Raw genomic sequence first — 17,292 nt, 5'->3', positions numbered from 1 at the left:
TGTTTCAGGTACAGATCGAGCTACTTGCAAAGTTTTTACAATGTAAACAGACGTGCAATCACTTTACGGTATTTTTACGTTTTCGAAGCTGGCGAGGCAGCACTCAGCTCTTATGGTTAAAGCTACAGTCCGGTAGTTCATCTGGCTTGAGTATTAACTGCAACGAGGGTTCAGATCGTGAATATCTGTATTTTGTCAACGGATCAGGAAGACGATGATAACCGTATTCTGGAGGCGGCACTTGAGAAAGGACATAAGGCTTGTATCTACCGTATGCAGGATATTCGTCTCGCGTTAAGTACTCATCAGCCATGCGTTTATGCGGGGAACGAGGATATCACCGATAAATTTGATGTGATTATCCCCCGATTGAACGTCAATTGCTCTGATTACGGCATTAACGTATTACAGCAATTCATTTGCAGCCAGATTTATGTCAGTGAGACACCAGATGCTCTGCGTCTGGGCCGGGACAAGCTCAAATGCTTGCAGTACCTGTTAGCTCAGGGGCTTCCTTTTCCTACCACCTGCATTTCGTATCGACCAGAAGGGTTTAGTGATCTGGCCAGGCATACCGGGTTACCGGTGGTGGTAAAACTTATCGACAGCACCGAAGGAGTGGGCGTGTTTGTGGTTAACACCAGAAAAGAACTGGATAATTTGGCAAAGACCTTTACTCGGTTTGGGGCAAGTTACGTCATTCAAAGCTTTATTGGCGAAGCAGCGGGCTCTGACGTCAGAGCCTTTGTGGTAGGAGGCCGGGTGGTAGCGGCGATGGAACGACATTCAATTGATGGCGACTTTCGCGCCAATGTGTCATTGGGCGCTACCGCTGACCCGTGCGAACTGAGCGAGCATGAAGAGAAAACGGTGCTCGCTGCGACAGAAGCTATTGGTATAAACGTGGCCGGCGTCGATTTTATTCGTAGCAAAAGCGGACCTTTATTGCTGGAAATTAACGTGTCGCCCGATTTCACTGGCGATCACGGGATAGAAAAGGTGACTGGAATAGATATTGCGGGTGCTATTGTTGATTTTGTGGTTCAGCAAACTCAGCCTTTCTACGCCAATCATCGCCTTTTGCAAATGTGTAATTCTATGTCGAAGGAGGGTTAGTTTATGTGCCGTTGGCTTGCTTATACCGGCGACCCTATTTATCTTGATACACTCATAACTCAGCCAGACCATTCATTAGTTCAGCAGAGTCTGAATAGTAAATTAAATTACAATAATGCGGGCCAGCTATTGTCCACCAATGGCGATGGATTCGGTATCGGTTGGTATGATCATCGCCCTGAACCTGGCGTTTTTAAAGACGATATCCCTGCATGGCATGACAAAAACCTGGCTAACCTTTGTCACCATATTCGAGCTCATACCTTTATGGCACATGTCAGAGCGACGACTACCGGTGATATTCAGCGTACCAACTGCCATCCCTTTAGCTATAAAAACTGGCTTTTTCAGCACAACGGGCAGATCAGCCATTTTCCCCGTTTGAGAAGGGAATTGCAGCTTTCAATCGCCCCTGAACTATTTCCAGCTATCCACGGCAATACCGATAGCGAAACCTTCTTTTTGCTGGCGCTTACCTATGGGCTGATGGAAAATCCGAAGCGTGCTTTACAGCGGATGGTTGAAGAAGTACTGAAAATACTTGAACGAGAGGATAAAGATGGCGTGCTTAATTTATCGTTCGCCATCTCAGATGGTCTTAAATTGTATACCTTGCGCTTCTCTCATAATGAAGCGCCAATGACTCAATTTTATTCAACAGATCCCTCTTGTATGGAAGAGTTTGAAAATGACGAGATACCCCCCATTCCTAATGGGTGCACCGTCGTGGTCTCGGAACCGCTGGATCACACTGATTCTAAATGGCAGAAGATAGAGAACAACTGCTTCACGACCATTAAGCAGAATCAGGTCACTACCGAAACCTTCCTTTAAGCTAACACTGATGAGTCAGGAAGAAATCAACCAAAACGAGTGGAAGCGTTCTGAAAATTGGTCGCGGCCTCGGTGGCTAGGTCTCTACTTTAGTAAGAAAGATACGCGAAGTTGGGTTCCTAAGCAGGTTCCTGCTCTAGGCTGGACCCTGAATCTGGGGCAACCGAAAGGCGCCTTATGGGCTGTAACGCTAGTTGTGGCCGCTATTTTAATCGGTGTTGTGGCCGGATGGTGGACGGGCTCTCAGTGAGAGTGGCTGAGGTCGGAGCCTCAGCCTTGTCGTTAAGCCCCCTGAAACGAACTTTCCATTTGTAACCAGAAAGGAACACCGGCTGCAAGTTCCTCGTCATTCAGCAGGCATTGATCTAACTGCTCGATGATGTCGTCTTTCTCGATTCCCTGGCCAATGAAAACCAGCTCCTGACGCATGTCACCAAAGGGTTCCTGCCACTTCTCATTGATATAATCCAGGCTTTCCTGATCGCTTGGCCAGTCATTGCTGGGCACCGCTTTCCAGAAGTAACCGGCCTCGCCATACCGTGCAATACCGCCAGCCTGGTTCCATTGCATCGCTTGGTGGGGTCTGCTGGCGAGCCAGAAATAGCCTTTTGAACGGATTAATTTACCGGATGGCCATGACTGATGCAGGAACTGGTGAAACTTGGCTGGGTGAAACGGGCGTCGGGCGGTGTAGGTGAAGCTGCCGATGCCGTATTCTTCGGTTTCAGGAACGTGGTCGCCGCGCATTTCTTTAAGCCAGCCCGGTGCCAGAGACGCTTTTTCGAAATCAAAAAGGCCGGTATGAAGTACCAGGCTGGGCGATATGTCGCCGTTTTCTATCGGATAAACCCTGGCATCCGGGTTAAGACTTTTGACTATCCCAATGACTTTTTGCAGTTGTTCCGGAATCACCAGATCACTTTTACTAACCACAATCACATTGGCAAACTCAATTTGGTCGACGAGCAGGTCGGAGACACTGCGCTGGTCGTCGTCGCCTAAATGCTCCCCCCGCTCCTGCAATGAGTCGGCCTCGTTGTAGTCGCTGAGGAAATTGACTGCATCGACCACTGTGACCATGGTATCAAGCGTTGCAATGGACGACAGGCTTTGGCCGTCTTCGTCTTCGAAGGTGAAGGTTTCGGCGACAGGCAACGGCTCGGAGATGCCGGTACTTTCGACAATTAAATAGTCGTACTTGCCACTTTGAGCTAATTCAGTGACTTCCGTGAGTAAGTCTTCACGCAGGGTGCAACAGATACAGCCATTACTGAGTTCGATGAGTTTTTCATCGGCGCGACGTAACTCGACGTCATTTTTTAGCGAGTCGGCATCGATGTTGAGTTCGCTCATGTCGTTGACGATAAGCGCAATACGAAGGTTATCGCGGTTGCTTAACAGGTGTTTCAATAGTGTGGTTTTGCCTGCACCGAGAAAACCGGAGAGTACTGTGACGGGTAGTTTTGATGGTTGCATAAAATCAGCCTCAGGAAGATGGTATTGTTATGTTATAACATATTAAAAACCATCTTCAAAAGGCTGTTTTAAAACCAGGCTTTATTTATCTAATGGATCAATGCTTAGCGTTGTGCGCTTTTCAGCATTTCGGACAGACCAGCAACAGCACCGCCGATATTGGCCAGTTCAGCCGGCACGATCATGGTGTTGTTGGTTTTCGCCAGGTTACCGAACTCTTTCACGTACTGTTCAGCAACACGCAGGTTAACCGCTTCAGAGCCGCCAGGGTGGTTGATCGATTCAGCGATTTGACGAATACCTTCGGCGGTCGCCACGGCAACCAATTCGATTTCACGGGCACGACCTTCGGCTTCGTTAATCTGGCGCATTTTGTCGGCTTCAGACAGGTTAATAACTTCCTGTTTGTGACCTTCCGAGACGTTGATCATTGACTGACGCTCACCTTCTGACTTGGCAATTGCGGCGCGACGTTCACGTTCAGCACGCATTTGTTGTTCAAGGGCGTCTTTAATACTGGCTGGTAGCTCGATGTCAGAGATTTCATAACGGAGCACTTTTACGCCCCATGGAGATGCCGCTTCATCGAGTGCTTTGACCACTTCTTCGTTTATCTTGGCGCGTTCCTCAAAGGTTTTATCCAGATCGGTCTGGCCAATCACTGAGCGCATGGTGGTTTGCGCTAGTTGTGATGCTGCATAACGGTAGTCGTTAATGCCGTAACTGGCTTTATGTGAGTCGACGACCTGAATATAGAGAACGCCATCGATACCTACCTGGATGTTGTCTTTGGTGACACAGGTTTGTCGTTGTACATCAATGACTTCTTCTTTAAGCGTCTGAATATAAGCGACTTTATCGATAAAAGGGATCAGAATGTGAAAGCCTGAGTCGAGTGTGCGAGAGTATTTACCCAGTCGCTCGATGACGAAATTGCTTCGTTGGGGGACGATGCGTGCGGTTTTCGCAATGGTGATAATGACCGCAATGGCAAAACCAATTGTCAGAATCAAACTTACACTTATTTGTGCGTCTTGCATTGTTTCGTTTCCTTGAGAGGTGATTCTATTCGTGAATAGTTTGGATTATTCAGAAGGTTTGGTTAACTGGGTTTCGTTGCAGAGACATGCAGGTGAATACCGTCGTTATCCACAACCCAGGCAACGTCGCCCGATTTAAGCGGTTCATCAGAACGGGCGTCCCATTGCACACCGTTTAGCACAACACGACCAGCGCCCTGAATAAAGTCGGCATGAACAAGTACGCGGTTGCCAATGTCCTGGCTTAATTTACTTGGTTGTTCGTTATTGTCGACCGTATAGCCTACAAACCAACGCTTGCAGCGGCCTCGGGCGGTAAACAATAACGCCAGGCTGATAATGCCAAATAACAGGAACTGCAGGCTGGCAGCTTCAATTAAACCAAACTGCAGCAGTAGCCCTACCAGAATAGCCGCGACACCAAAAAATACTGCTACCACACTGGTTGCCAGTAATTCCGATAGTATCAGTAACACACCAATGGTAATCCAGATTACGGCGATACTCATGTTAAGTCCTTGTATTTATTAGCTCAGCCAGGTTGTATTCTCCGTTGAGTGGAGGGGATCTTCAAGTGAATTGTTTCGTACCCGCAGGCGTTTTTTGTCGTGGTTCGAACCAGACTCAGCGTTTGTTCGTCTTATTACCATACTGATGAGGTAAGGATGCAAATATATGATTTGCTCGCCTAGTGACTAAGAAGGCATCCGTGAAATGGATAGTGAACAGATTGAAGTGCTGGTGCTTAGGGCGCAGGAAGGCAAGCGTGGTGCTATGGCAGCACTTTACGGGCACTTTTTCACGCCGATGAAACGTTATGCAATGCTGCGGGTTCAGAATATGGCTCTGGCCGAAGACCTGGTGCAAAACGTGTGGTTAAAAGTGGGTAAGAGGCTGCGTCTGATGAACGATGCCCGGGTATTTCGCAGCTGGCTTTATCGCGCACTACGCTGGGAGATCATTGACTGGGCACGGCGACAAAGCAAAGTTGAGGTTGCATCGGTTGACCACTTAACCGCTGAGAACGGCTATGAAGAAGCCGCGATTGAATACGATTATCGGCCCGATATAGAAGATGTGGCGCCACTGCTAGCTGCATTGAAAAAGGAAGAACGGGAGGTCATGGAGTTGTTTTATCTGAGCGAGTTGTCGGTCAACGAAACCGCTCTGGTGTTGTCGATTCCCGTGGGAACCGTGAAATCCAGACTACACGGCGCTCGCGAGAAATTACGCCATATCTATTCAAACGAGGAGTAGCACAATGACTAGCAACAAAGATGTTGATCAACAAATTGAAAAAGACCTGGCTGAACAAGCTCGCGAGCTGGATAAATTAATGGACACTGGGGAAGGTTTGACCGGGTATTTAAAGCAGGGCTTTAAATACGATATTGGCTGGGTGGTCAAGGTTGCCTATGGGCTTGGTGCAATATTCTCCGTGCTACTGGTCATCTGCGGTTATCGCTTTTTTACCGCTACTGCTGACACTGAACTATTCTGGGGCGTGTTGTTTATCCTCACTTTTAATGCTCAGGTGGCGACTAAATTGTGGATCTATATGCAGACCAACCGTAATCACACAGCACGGGAAATACGGCTACTGGAGCTGCGCTTGAAATCCAGAGCATGATGTTTTGTGTCGCCCTTGAGTAGCTGGAGATCTTTTGAAGGTGGCAGCCCAAACAGACGACTGTACTCGCGGGTGAACTGCGATGGGCTCTCATAGCCGACCTGGTAACCAGCGCCGCTGACATCGAATTCGTTTGTCAGCAGTAAGCGGCGCGCCTCCTGCAGCCTCAGCTGTTTCTGGTATTGCAGCGGGGTCATAGCAGTGACGTCTTTGAAGTGCTGGAAGAAACTGGTCGCACTCATGCAGGTCAGCTCGAGCAATGTGCTTTTACTAAAGGGTTCGCGGTAATGGTATTTAAGGTGCTGAATCGCCTTGTTAACCTGCGCCAGGCGGTTGTCCCCGCTAATCAACTGGTGCAGGACCCAGCCTTGTTCGCCCTGCAGTAGCCAATAGAGAATTTCCTGCTCAGTCAAAGGCCCGAGAACCGGAATCGACTCGGCAGATTCCGTGAGTAGAAGCAGCCTTTCAAAGGCCTGCAACAGTTCAGCGGTGACCAGGCTAACTGCAATGGCTGTTTCACTGCCGGCTGGTCGGGCAGGTCGCGGGCTGTTCATTTTTAACATCAGTTCACTGAGCAGGTTGAGGTCCAGGTCTAGTTTCAGACAGAGGTAGGGCGCCTCGTCCGACGCTTCAGTGATCTGCCCGGTCACTGGTACATCGACCGACACGGCCAGATAGCGGGCCATGTTGTACTCGAAAATACGCTCCCCGAGAATAACTTTCTTGGCCCCCTGAACAACCAGACACACCGCTGGTTGGTAAACCACCGGAATAGCAGGCGTGGGGCCTGAAAAGCGGGTCACAGACAGACGTGGCACTGCAGTTTGAAATACACCGTCAGCAGGAAAACGCTGCTGTATTTTAACGGCCAGTGCCTGAGCTTGCTGAGCAATGTTCGTCATGTCGGTAACCCTCTTTAAGTGGTCTGGGTATTACTCAATGTCAGTGGTTGTGGACAGGTGAGCCCAGTCTATCAGCTCTTTCAGTCGGCCCTGATACGCTTTACCAACCAGTTCGATGGCATCTGAACCCGCGACAAAATGCAGTGGTGGCTTCGCCTCGTTGGCTAGTTTTACTATCACCTGACCGAATTTGACCGGGTCGCCAGCCTGTTGATGATTATGGCTCTGATACGAGCCAATGACCTGTTCAGAGTAGGCTTGATAGTCTTCCAGTTTAGTATCTCCGTAGCTGACCGAGCTGGGGTCAAGAAAGTCCGTGCGAAAGAAGCCCGGTTCGACAATCGTCACGCCGATGCCGAATTGCTTCACTTCCAGTGCCAGGCTTTCAGAGAACCCCTCGACCGCAAATTTGGTCGCGCAGTAAACCGACGCACCATCAAAGCCAGCGACGCCACCAATGGAAGAAAGGTTAATAATATGCCCTGCTTTTTGCTGGCGCATATACGGCAATACTGCGCGGGTTACCGCCATCAGACCAAAGACGTTGGTGTTGAATTGCATCTCAACTTTGGGGGCTGCAATTTCTTCGAAAATTCCGAGCTGCCCATAGCCCGCATTATTGACTACCACATCAATTCGGCCAAAATGGTCTGCAGCCTGCTTTACACAAGCCTCAACCTGGTCATGATGGCAAACGTCTAATTCGAGTAATAAGACGTTATCGCCATACGCGCTATACGCCGCTCGCAATGTTTCGATATTACGCCCGGTGACAACAATATTGTCACCGGCTGCCGCTGCCGAAGTTGCGACCTGAAAGCCAAGGCCGCGTGCGGCTCCGGTGATAAACCAGGTCTTTATCTGTTGATTCGCCATACTATATGCCCTCGTCACTATACTAGAGTAGGTTGTGATAACGGGTATATAGTGGCAGCGAGCAGTGCAAGTGGTTAGCATAATGCTACTTTCTACTTGCCCAATAATACAAATTTTAGCGCGACGCCAATCGGCCCTCCACGGCTGATGCGAGCAGCCAACTTCTTCTTCGGACACCAATACATCATGCAAAAACAGAAAGGCTCATTCACTCCATTTATTACCGGCAAAAGTACTGGCAAACGTCTGTTAGGCCTGTTGGTAGTGGTGCTAGTGACTATCGCTATATATCAGGTCTACAAGCCACTACCTGCGGGTTTAGACCTTGAAGCGCCACCACGAAGCGCTGGCAACGTCGAGTTTCTGGCCGACCGAACCTATCTCGATGCCAGCGGTGAGCGCCAGGTGGAGCAGCAGATCTTCGATGCGGTGTTTGACATGATCGCTGAAGCACGGCAGTTCGTGCTTGTGGATATGTTTCTGTTTAACGACTTTCAGGGCGAGCTGAGTGAAACCCATCGGGCCTTATCCACCGAACTGACAGCGGCACTGATTGCGCAGAAGCAGCGTTACCCCGAGCTGGAAGTACATGTCATTTCTGATCCGTTAAATACAGTCTATGGCGGACAGTCGTCCGCACATTTTACCGCGCTGGAGGAAGCCGGCATTCCGGTAGTGCTTACTGACCTGACCCGCCTGCGTGATAGCAACCCGTTGTATTCGGCCCTATGGCGGCCGCTTATCCAGCCGTTTGGTAATAGCGAAGGCGATACATTGCCGAACCCGTTTGGCGAGGGCAAGGTGACTTTGCGTAGCTATCTGGCGTTGCTGAACTTTAAAGCCAATCACCGCAAACTGGTGATTGCCGATAGCGGCAATCAACTCAGTGCACTGGTAACCTCGGCCAACCCTCATGATGGTAGCAGCGCACATAGTAATGTGGCGCTGCGTTTTAACGGTGCAGCGGCGTGGGACTTACTTGATAGCGAAGCGACCGTGTTGGAGTTTTCCGGCGGGACTGCACCGGATACAGGTTTGCAACCAGCAGCCACCAACGAAAGTGCGCTAAGCGTACAAGTGGTTACCGAGCGTGCAGTGGAACGTGCATTGTTGCGAATAATTGACCAGGCAGAAGCGGGCGAGGCGCTGGATATGGCTATCTTCTATCTGTCAGACCGTGATGTGGTGCGCGCATTAACAAGGGCGGCGCAGCGCGGTGTCCAGTTGCGCGTGTTGCTTGACCCCAACAAAGATGCATTTGGTCGCGAGAAGAATGGCGTACCGAACCGGCCTGTGGCGCATGAACTAACTGAAGCCGGAATCCCTGTGCGCTGGTGCAACACCCAGGGCGAACAGTGTCACGCTAAATGGATGCTATACCGAGACAACCAGGGCCAAGCCAGTATGCTGCTTGGCTCGACCAATTTTACCCGACGCAATTTGCATAACCTCAATCTGGAGACCAGCGTAGTAGTGCGCGGTGCCATCGGGTCCGGGCCTTTACAGCAAGGCCAACAATGGTTTGATGACCAGTGGCATAACCGCGACGGGCGCGAGTTCAGCGTCGACTACGCGACCTACGCCGATGATGGTGTGTGGCCCCGACTACTGTACCGGGTTATGGAAGCCACCGGGTTGAGTACCTTCTAGTACTGACTCTTAAGTTACCCACAGTCAGCTTGCGACCAGCAGCAACGCAGCATAGATGCCGGCGCCTGAGGCGAAGGGCAGAAAGCGGCTCTGCCGCTCTTCCGGGAGCTCCTCTTTGAGCACATTAAGGATGATACTGCCAGCCAGGAAAGCAAATAATACGCTGGTTGCGGCTTCGCTGACTTCGACCAGGTGACCGGCAGCCCAGCCCAATAATATGGCGCCTGAGAGTAACCAACGACCACGTTTGAGATAGGCCTGACGATGATGCTGGAGCAGCCCGTGGTCGTTGACCAGAAAGTGAAACCCCATCGCCAACACAAATAAAACCAATTCGAAGGTCGCGGATTCGCGATAGACCAGCAAATACCCAACCAGTGCGTTATACAGTGAGAACGAGACAATGTGCAGCCAGAAGACGCCGATGCCGGGCGCATGGTGGTGACCGGAGTCTGGGTGGGTTTCTGGTTGGGGACGTGGTTGCCGGTAACGCTTGACCCAGCGCTCCAGACCATAAAAGACGGTGAGCCCGACGAGCGCCACCAGGTAGGCATGATGCTCAATGTAGGCAACCAGGCCGTGACCACTGATCGTTTCCTGAGCTTCCACCAGTTCCGGAAATATTAAAATAAAAACATACGCGACCGACACCCCGCCAGCGAATGACAGCGCTGCGCTGCGGGGGATCTCTTTTAGCCTCAGCAGCTTAGCTGCATAGGCGTGGATAAAGGCAAGCGTAATAACCAGAGTAAGTTGCAACAACATAGGCATCTCGCTTTCTTGCGCTAAAACTTAGTTCAGGTTAGTACGCGATAGCAACTTGCAGCAAATTCCTTTATGCCTAAACGAAACGCTTAAACGTAATAATAAAGTCATATTGCATAAGTACAGTTGCCGCCATCTGTAGTGGAGCGGTAAACAAAGATGTTGTCGAGACTGAAAATTCGTACCCGGGTCATCCTGTTGGGTGGCATCCCAGTAGCCTTTCTTTTGTTAATCTTGGTGGTTTCGGTGTGGGTGGCGAATACCAAGGATCGTTACTTTGACCAACTGTATGACGAGCACCTGGCGGTACTGGCAGATGTTATGGCCACTCAGCAGCTGCTGCAGCAGGATGCATTACAACAGATACGCCAGTATCGAACGGGCTGGTCCTCCGCCGAAGCTACCGACGAAAGTGTACGCGCTTTACTAAATCAGGCCGCGACTCACTGGCAGGCCTTCGAAGCGTTGCGGCCGCCGCTTGCGTCTGCTGATGACAGCGACGGGGTCGATTATACCGAGTTGGATGAAAGCTTTATTCAGGCCATTGCAAAGTATGAAGAATGGCTAACCCCAGCAGGCAGCGACGCTCTCACTGTGCGAATTCTGAACGAGTCCACAATTACCTCGGAAATTAACCAGTATATAAATCACTTTAGCAGTCTGGTCGATGGCTTTGTGCAGCAGCAAATTGAGTCCGCTGTCGTGGTACGTGACCAGGCAGAGCGCTTAACCTGGTTGCTGGGCTGGATTTATTTGTTAGGCGGCGGTGTTCTGCTGGTTGGGGTTGTGGTGTTTATTTGGGTCATCCAGCGCAGTATTCGACTCCCTTTAGAGGGTTTGCGTAACTTGCTGAATCAGGTGGCCGCGAACTCTGATCTGCGACTGCGTGCTGATGACAGTGGCGAGGACGAAGTCGCAGAAGCGGCGAAAGCCTTGAATATCATGTTGTTGCATATGCAGCGACTGATTCAGGACCTGGCAACGAACTCGTCTACACTCAATGAGCAGGCGAAACTGGTTCAATCAAGCAGTGACCATATCTCCGTTGGTACTCAAACCCAGGCCTCTCGATCGGAAACGCTGGCGGCGGCGATCGCGCAAATGAGCGCAGCGGCGAGGCAGGTAGCTAACCATGCCGAACATGGTGCGGAACGGGTAGGTGACACAGAAGCGCTGAGCAACGCAGGGCAGACCATTGTGCAGGAAAACGCAGGCATGATTGAGCAGCTTGCTCATCAGGTATCGCTTGGCGCTGAGGTGGTGGTTGGTTTGCAACGAGATTCTGAAAAGATTTCAGATGTGCTGGATGTTATTCGTAAGATTTCTGAGCAAACTAATTTGCTGGCGTTAAATGCGGCGATTGAAGCGGCCCGGGCTGGCGAGGCAGGACGCGGCTTTTCGGTGGTTGCTGACGAGGTCCGCTCATTGTCCGCGAGTACCCGCGACGCCACTGAGTCGATCCGGGTTATGATTGAACAGTTGCAGCAGCAAGCCGGCCAGGCTGTCGAGACAATGACCTCGGTTAAGACTCAGGCGGAGCGGACAGTCGGTTTAAGTAAGAACAGCGAGCAGCATTTTGCCGATATTCGCAAGGCAATCGCGGGTATTGCAGACGTCACCCAACAGATTTTCGCAGCAACCGATGAGCAACAAAAAGTCGCCAACGACACGGCAGAAAATATTACCCAGTTAAACGAAGAAATTACCCGGCTTTCAGGCGCTGCCCTGAATGCTGCAGATGCCAGTGCCAATATGAGCCAGCAAACGGAGTATCTTGCTGCGGGCTGGCAGCAGTTTAAAGCCTAGTTATTGACTTGCGTCTGTCTTTGAACGTCAATGAGGGGTAAGCAATGTTCATAGACCAGTACGAGGAGTTCGATAATGCCCGGGAAGAGCCCGCAGAGAGTTTCAGACAGTGGTGTGTGCGTTGATCAGGTCATTCAGCGGGTAGGTAAAAAAATAACGCTGGGTTTGCCGCTTGGTTTGGGGAAGCCGATCCATTTCGCCAATGCCCTGTATCAACGGGCAAAAGCGGACCCCTCGCTGGAGCTTCACATAGTGACGGCGCTGTCACTGGTGGCCCCGGAACCGTCGGCAGGTCTTGAGAAGCGCTTTATGGACCCGTTTATCGAGCGTTTGTATGGTGATATTCCTGAGTTGGAATACGCCCGTGATGTGCTTGCTCACAATCTGCCGGACAACGTGAAGGTCTCGGAGTTTTTCTTCCAGGCTGGTAATTTTCTAGACAATAAAGAACAGCAGCAGCGCTATATCTGTACCAATTACACCCACGCCATGCGCGACCTGATAGCGTTAGGCGTGAATGTTGTCGGCCAGCTAGTAGCACCAGATACGGATGCCGATTACCCACAGCAGTTTAGCCTTAGCTGCAACCCCGACTTGTCACTGGACTTATTCACTAACCTGCGAGCCGCGGAAACCGACGCTAACCCCATAGCGCTGGTTGCGGAGTGCAATACTAACCTGCCGTTTTTCGGGCGCGACGCGGCGCTGCCGGTGAACACGTTTGACCTGGTTTTAGAAACCAAAGAGCCGGATTACCCGCTCTTTTCAGTCCCGCAAACCCCGATAAGTGCCTCAGATCACCTGATTGGCTTCTATGCGAGTTGCCTGTTAAAGGATGGCGGTACCTTGCAGGTGGGGATAGGTTCGTTGGGCTCAGCGTTAATCTACAGTACCTGTTTACGGCATCAGAACAACGCCGTGTGGCAGCAACTGTACCGGAAGCTTGAGGTAGCAGAACGATTTCCGGTTGCTGATAAATGTGGTGGCCGCGAGCCTTTTAGCAAAGGCCTGTATGGTTGCAGCGAAATGATGGTCGACGGCTTTATCTACCTTATGGAAGCTGGCGTTTTAACCCGACAAGTCTATCCGGATGCGGAACTGCAAGAGCAGGTCAACGAGGGCCGTTCAGAGCCGGGGTTAGCAAACGATGCTCGCCTACAGCAGGGGGTTGTGATGCACGGAGGCTTCTATCTGGGCCCGCGTAATTTTTATAAAAAATTAGCACAGCTGACGGCTGAGCAACGTCAGCTTATTTGCATGAGCAGCGTAAATTACATTAACGACCTGAATGACCATCGCTTTGGTAACCAAAGGCTCAAAGTCGCGCAACGGGTGTCTGGTCGTTTTATTAACTCAGCGATGCAATGCACACTGGATGGTGCCGCGGTGTCGGACGGACTGGAAGATGGCAGGGTGCTGAGCGGCGTCGGCGGACAATATAACTTCGTCGCGATGGCCCATGAACTGGAAGACGCGCGCTCGATATTGACCATACGCAGCACACGCACGTCAGGCGCTAAGACAAGCTCAAACATCGTTTTTTCCTACGGACACTGCACTATCCCGCGTCACCTGCGGGACATTGTTATCACTGAATATGGCATTGCTGACCTGCGGGGTAAATCCGATGAAGAGGTTTACCTGGCACTGATCCGTATAGCCGACTCCAGATTCCAGCGCGGCCTGCTAGAGCAGGCGCAGGACGCAGGCAAAGTGAACACGAACTTTGAGTTACCTGCTGGGTGGCAAAACAATACACCCGCTGCTATCGGGCACAGTTTGAATGAACTCCAGCAGCAGGACCTGTTTCCGCCATTTCCTTTCGGGTGTGAGTTTACTGATGACGAACTGAAAATAGGCAAGGCGTTGAAACAGTTAAAAGCCGATACGTCCACGCGCACAGGTAAACTGCTGACCCTGCTAAGGGCATTGCTGTCAGGCACTGGCGGTAAAGACTATGCGTCGCTGTTACAACGGATGCAATTAGATAACACAGATAGTGTGGGCACCTGGCTGGAGCGCCGTCTATTAATTCGGGGGCTGAAAAAAGCGGGGCTCTGAGCTCTGTGCCTGGCGATCATTGAAGCTGGCTTTCACATGGCGAACTTGCTACGTTCAGACATCGACTGAAACCTGATGTTCTGTTAACAGCCCAAGGAATTCACCATGCTATATAGCTTATCCCGGGTAGCTGCTTTTGCGCTTTTACTCGTCGCTTGCTCAGTGTCCGCCGACGAAATTGATGACTTCACCGGCGACATGGAAAAGCAGGCTGGCTATTACACGTTTTACATTGATGCCGCTGACGATGCACTTTACCTGGCAGTTCCCAAGCAAAGTGACGCCTTTATTTTTCAAAGTAGTTTACCGCGAGGCGTCGGCTCGAATGACCTTGGTCTGGACCGGGGGCAATTAGGCAAAACCCGCCTGGCGGAGTTTTCGGTGCACGGAGATCGGGTTTTACTCAGCGAGAAAAACACAGATTACCAGGCACTGACCGATAACGACGCGGAGCGCAGAAGTGTCGAAGAGGCTTTCGCTGAATCGGTACTGTGGGGCTTCGATGTCGTTGCGCAATCAGACGACCATGTATTAATTGATTACACGCCCTTTCTGTATACCGATATCCATGGCATTGGACCTCGCTTAAAAGAGCTGGATGAAGGTGATTTCAGTGTCGATGCCACGCGTTCAGTTCTGTGGCCTGAGCGCACCAAATCCTTTCCGCAGAATATAGAATTTGAGGCCAAGGTGACGTTTACCGGTGACGGAGCGGGGCAGTATGTGCGCTCGGTCACACCTGAGCCGACGGCGATTACTGTGCATTTACACCACTCTTTTATTGCATTGCCGGATGATGGCTATCAACCGCGCAGCTTTCACCCCACTAGTGGCTATTATGCGCGAGGCTTTCAGGACTACGCAGCGCCGCTGGGCGAGTCGATGGACCATCGCTTTATCACCCGCCACCGTTTAGAGAAAAAAGACCCCACGGCACAGGTCAGCGAAGCGGTCGAACCTATTGTTTATTATCTGGACCCAGGTGTTCCCGAGCCTGTCCGCACTGCGCTTTTAGAAGGTGCCCGCTGGTGGAGTGAAGGCTTCGAAGCGATTGGGTTTAAAGACGCGTTTGTGGTGCAGGACCTTCCTGACGACGCCGATCCGATGGATGTGCGTTACAACGTGATTCAGTGGGTGCACCGTGCAACCCGCGGCTGGTCCTATGGTTCGTCAGTCACAGACCCGCGCACCGGGGAGATATTAAAAGGGCATGTAACCCTGGGTTCACTGCGCGTACGTCAGGATATGCTGATAGCTCAGGGGCTGCTGGCGCCCTTCGCTGAAGGACGCGACAGCGAGCAGATGATGGCAGATATAGAGGCCATGGCGCTAAACCGTATCCGTCAGCTGTCTGCGCATGAAATCGGGCATACACTAGGGATCGCGCATAACTTTGCAGCGAACTCGCAGGATCGTGCGTCAGTTATGGATTACCCGCACCCATTGGTTACCCTGACCGGGGATGGCGAAATTACCCTGCGCGATGCGTATGACACAGGCCTTGGGGTGTGGGATAAGTTTACTGTCGCCTACGGCTATTCCCAGTTCGCATCCGCTGATGAGGAACGGCAGGCTCTGCAGGCCTTGCTCGATGAAACCAAAGCGCAGGGCCTGAACTTCATTTCTGACCGGGATGCACGGCCCGTCCACGGAGGGCACCCGACTGCCCACCTTTGGAACAACGGCGCCGATGCGACCGACGAACTGGAGCGACTGATAGACATACGGCGCACTGTGATGGCGCACTTTGGGACGGGTAACCTGGCCCCCAACCGGCCACTGGATGAACTAGAGCAAGTGTTTGTACCCATGTACCTGCTCCATCGCTATCAGGTTGAAGGCGCGGTTAAACTGGTTGGCGGCATGCACTATCGGTACTTACTCAATGGAGCAGGGGAGCCGGACTATCGGCCTGTCGAAGCGAATGCACAGAATCGGGCGCTGAACGCGTTGTTGGGTACGCTAGAAGCGGAGTTCTTAACTATCCCTGAGCACATTGAAGCGTTATTGGTGCCAAAAACCTACGGCTCAGATGACTCGCGCGAGGACTTCCCGTCACGCTGGGGGCTGTTTACTGATCCAGTCACCATTGCTGAAACCAGTGCGCACCATACCCTGCAGTTATTATTTAATGCTGAGCGCATGAATCGGTTGCATTGGCAGGCACGCGACAATGAGTATGCAGAGCTGGCGCCGGTATCTATCGCCAATCGTTTGCTTGATCAGGTACTTAGCGACGTAGACGGTAACCCGGTTCGCCAGCGCATTGCCTATCTGTCGTTGTATCACCTGGTGAATGCCCTGCATGATGAGCGGACCGTACCGGAAGTGCGCGGGCAATTTAATCACGCGCTTAATCGCGCCCAGGAAGCACTGGCGTCGCAATCCGGTTACTACGCCACCTATTTAGCTGGTTTGATCGCCGATGGGTTGGACCAAGGCGCCTGGCCGGAGGCTTTTAGCCCCGCATCCATGCCGCCTGGTTCGCCGATTTAAGACAACCGAGGGGCCCCTGGCCGGACCCCCTTACCTTGCTCCTGTTTGCGGTTCATTTCGCCAAGGCTACACTTGAAGCTAAACGACTATCGCTCGTAGGCAGGCTTGAGGAGGACTGGCGGTGATTGATCTGGAAAAGATTGTCGATTATCTGAAAGAGCAGGCTATTGTTTTAGCGACTGCGGAATCCTGTACAGCTGGGTTAGTGGTCTCGGAGCTGGCGCGCATTCCCGGAAGCGGTGGCTGTATTGACTGCGGGCTGGCGGTATATTCTCCACAGTCTAAAAATCGTTACTTAGATGTTGGTTTTGACACGATAGATCACTACGGCCTTACCAGTGAGCAAGTTGCGCTGGAGATGGTTGAAGGGGCTATCAACCGAAACAATGCCAGTGCAGCACTTTCCAATACCGGCGTGGCGGGGCCGGCGACCAGTGACGATGGAACCCCGGTTGGCCGGGTGTGTTTTGGCTGGGCGATACGGTGCGGGGACCAGGTCTATCAATATAGCGAAACCTGTGATTTCGACGGTGACCGCAATCAGGTCCGTTTAACGGCGGCCCACTATGCCCTCGAGCGACTTCTTTATTATCATCGCAAGGCACAAGAGCAGGATTAGAGCACCGAGAAAGCAGAGATC

General features: G+C 51.6%; 15 protein-coding genes. 9 read left to right on the top strand and 6 right to left on the bottom strand.

Annotated features, from left to right (window positions below):
• The first annotated feature begins 177 nt into the window (after positions 1-177).
• A complete protein-coding gene (locus tag CWE12_RS06220) occupies positions 178-1,116 on the top strand; it encodes an ATP-grasp domain-containing protein (protein ID WP_126788810.1) in 939 nt (312 codons plus the stop codon).
• A gap of 3 nt (positions 1,117-1,119) precedes the next feature.
• Positions 1,120-1,950 (top strand): class II glutamine amidotransferase, encoded by an 831-nt coding sequence (locus CWE12_RS06215; RefSeq protein ID WP_126788809.1) that lies wholly within the window; start codon positions 1,120-1,122, stop codon positions 1,948-1,950.
• Between the two features lie 282 nt (positions 1,951-2,232).
• Here the strand turns inward: CWE12_RS06215 and zigA are convergent, their stop codons facing one another.
• From zigA to CWE12_RS06195, 3 genes are all read right to left on the bottom strand, one after another.
• Positions 2,233-3,426 carry a zinc metallochaperone GTPase ZigA gene (zigA, locus tag CWE12_RS06205; protein WP_126788807.1) on the bottom strand — a complete coding sequence of 398 codons (1,194 nt, stop codon included), beginning with the start codon at positions 3,424-3,426 and terminating at the stop codon, positions 2,233-2,235.
• 104 nt (positions 3,427-3,530) lie between these two features.
• Positions 3,531-4,466, bottom strand: a complete 936-nt coding sequence (locus CWE12_RS06200) for an SPFH domain-containing protein (RefSeq protein ID WP_126788806.1) — start codon at positions 4,464-4,466, stop codon at positions 3,531-3,533.
• Between the two features lie 62 nt (positions 4,467-4,528).
• On the bottom strand, positions 4,529-4,975 hold the full coding sequence (locus tag CWE12_RS06195) for an NfeD family protein (protein WP_126788805.1): 447 nt from the start codon (positions 4,973-4,975) through the stop codon (positions 4,529-4,531).
• 205 nt (positions 4,976-5,180) lie between these two features.
• Between CWE12_RS06195 and CWE12_RS06190 the strand changes: the two genes are divergently transcribed.
• Together CWE12_RS06190 and CWE12_RS06185 are read left to right on the top strand one after the other, a co-directional pair.
• Positions 5,181-5,723 (top strand): RNA polymerase sigma factor, encoded by a 543-nt coding sequence (locus CWE12_RS06190; protein ID WP_126788804.1) that lies wholly within the window; start codon positions 5,181-5,183, stop codon positions 5,721-5,723.
• A 4-nt stretch (positions 5,724-5,727) separates the two neighbouring features.
• Entirely contained in the window at positions 5,728-6,096 is a 369-nt protein-coding gene (locus CWE12_RS06185; RefSeq protein WP_126788803.1) for a DUF6768 family protein, read from the top strand.
• Here CWE12_RS06185 and CWE12_RS06180 read toward each other — a convergent pair.
• Together CWE12_RS06180 and CWE12_RS06175 are read right to left on the bottom strand one after the other, a co-directional pair.
• Positions 6,042-6,998: an AraC family transcriptional regulator gene (locus CWE12_RS06180; protein ID WP_126788802.1), complete on the bottom strand. Its 957-nt coding sequence runs from the start codon at positions 6,996-6,998 to the stop codon at positions 6,042-6,044. The two genes, CWE12_RS06185 and CWE12_RS06180, sit on opposite strands and share 55 nt — an antisense overlap.
• Positions 6,999-7,028: 30 nt before the next feature.
• Positions 7,029-7,874, bottom strand: a complete 846-nt coding sequence (locus CWE12_RS06175; protein ID WP_126788801.1) for an oxidoreductase — start codon at positions 7,872-7,874, stop codon at positions 7,029-7,031.
• Between the two features lie 186 nt (positions 7,875-8,060).
• Between CWE12_RS06175 and CWE12_RS06170 the strand changes: the two genes are divergently transcribed.
• Positions 8,061-9,524, top strand: a complete 1,464-nt coding sequence (locus tag CWE12_RS06170; RefSeq protein WP_126788800.1) for a phospholipase D family protein — start codon at positions 8,061-8,063, stop codon at positions 9,522-9,524.
• Positions 9,525-9,548: 24 nt separating this feature from the next.
• On the opposite strand, the gene CWE12_RS06165 is transcribed toward CWE12_RS06170, so the two are convergent.
• On the bottom strand, positions 9,549-10,289 hold the full coding sequence (locus CWE12_RS06165; protein ID WP_126788799.1) for a ZIP family transporter: 741 nt from the start codon (positions 10,287-10,289) through the stop codon (positions 9,549-9,551).
• A gap of 159 nt (positions 10,290-10,448) precedes the next feature.
• On the opposite strand from CWE12_RS06165, the gene CWE12_RS06160 reads away from it, so the two are divergent.
• The 4 genes from CWE12_RS06160 to CWE12_RS06145 all read left to right on the top strand — a co-directional run bounded on the left by CWE12_RS06160 (position 10,449) and on the right by CWE12_RS06145 (position 17,271).
• A complete protein-coding gene (locus CWE12_RS06160; RefSeq protein ID WP_126788798.1) occupies positions 10,449-12,095 on the top strand; it encodes a methyl-accepting chemotaxis protein in 1,647 nt (548 codons plus the stop codon).
• A 75-nt stretch (positions 12,096-12,170) separates the two neighbouring features.
• The gene (locus CWE12_RS06155; RefSeq protein WP_126788797.1) at positions 12,171-14,156 is read left to right on the top strand and encodes an acetyl-CoA hydrolase/transferase C-terminal domain-containing protein; all 1,986 of its coding nucleotides are present in this window, start codon (positions 12,171-12,173) and stop codon (positions 14,154-14,156) included.
• Between the two features lie 105 nt (positions 14,157-14,261).
• Positions 14,262-16,652, top strand: a complete 2,391-nt coding sequence (locus tag CWE12_RS06150) for a zinc-dependent metalloprotease (protein ID WP_126788796.1) — start codon at positions 14,262-14,264, stop codon at positions 16,650-16,652.
• Between the two features lie 121 nt (positions 16,653-16,773).
• Positions 16,774-17,271, top strand: a complete 498-nt coding sequence (locus CWE12_RS06145; protein ID WP_126788795.1) for a CinA family protein — start codon at positions 16,774-16,776, stop codon at positions 17,269-17,271.
• Positions 17,272-17,292: the final 21 nt, after the last annotated feature.

This window comes from Aliidiomarina sedimenti (assembly GCF_003986955.1).
GTDB classification, from domain to species: domain Bacteria; phylum Pseudomonadota; class Gammaproteobacteria; order Enterobacterales; family Alteromonadaceae; genus Aliidiomarina; species Aliidiomarina sedimenti.
Note: the sequence above shows the minus strand (reverse complement) of the source record. Positions and strands in the feature narration are given on the sequence as shown.

Bases quoted from the DNA above. Each gene is read 5' to 3' on its own strand.
- CWE12_RS06165 (WP_126788799.1), bottom strand. From the start codon at position 10,289: ATGTTGTTGCAACTTACTCTGGTTATTACGCTTGCCTTTATCCACGCC.
- CWE12_RS06170 (WP_126788800.1), top strand. From the start codon at position 8,061: ATGCAAAAACAGAAAGGCTCATTCACTCCATTTATTACCGGCAAAAGT.
- CWE12_RS06180 (WP_126788802.1), bottom strand. From the start codon at position 6,998: ATGACGAACATTGCTCAGCAAGCTCAGGCACTGGCCGTTAAAATACAG.
- CWE12_RS06190 (WP_126788804.1), top strand. From the start codon at position 5,181: ATGGATAGTGAACAGATTGAAGTGCTGGTGCTTAGGGCGCAGGAAGGC.
- CWE12_RS06185 (WP_126788803.1), top strand. From the start codon at position 5,728: ATGACTAGCAACAAAGATGTTGATCAACAAATTGAAAAAGACCTGGCT.
- CWE12_RS06155 (WP_126788797.1), top strand. From the start codon at position 12,171: ATGCCCGGGAAGAGCCCGCAGAGAGTTTCAGACAGTGGTGTGTGCGTT.
- CWE12_RS06195 (WP_126788805.1), bottom strand. From the start codon at position 4,975: ATGAGTATCGCCGTAATCTGGATTACCATTGGTGTGTTACTGATACTA.
- CWE12_RS06215 (WP_126788809.1), top strand. From the start codon at position 1,120: ATGTGCCGTTGGCTTGCTTATACCGGCGACCCTATTTATCTTGATACA.
- CWE12_RS06160 (WP_126788798.1), top strand. From the start codon at position 10,449: ATGTTGTCGAGACTGAAAATTCGTACCCGGGTCATCCTGTTGGGTGGC.
- CWE12_RS06150 (WP_126788796.1), top strand. From the start codon at position 14,262: ATGCTATATAGCTTATCCCGGGTAGCTGCTTTTGCGCTTTTACTCGTC.
- CWE12_RS06175 (WP_126788801.1), bottom strand. From the start codon at position 7,874: ATGGCGAATCAACAGATAAAGACCTGGTTTATCACCGGAGCCGCACGC.
- zigA (WP_126788807.1), bottom strand. From the start codon at position 3,426: ATGCAACCATCAAAACTACCCGTCACAGTACTCTCCGGTTTTCTCGGT.
- CWE12_RS06200 (WP_126788806.1), bottom strand. From the start codon at position 4,466: ATGCAAGACGCACAAATAAGTGTAAGTTTGATTCTGACAATTGGTTTT.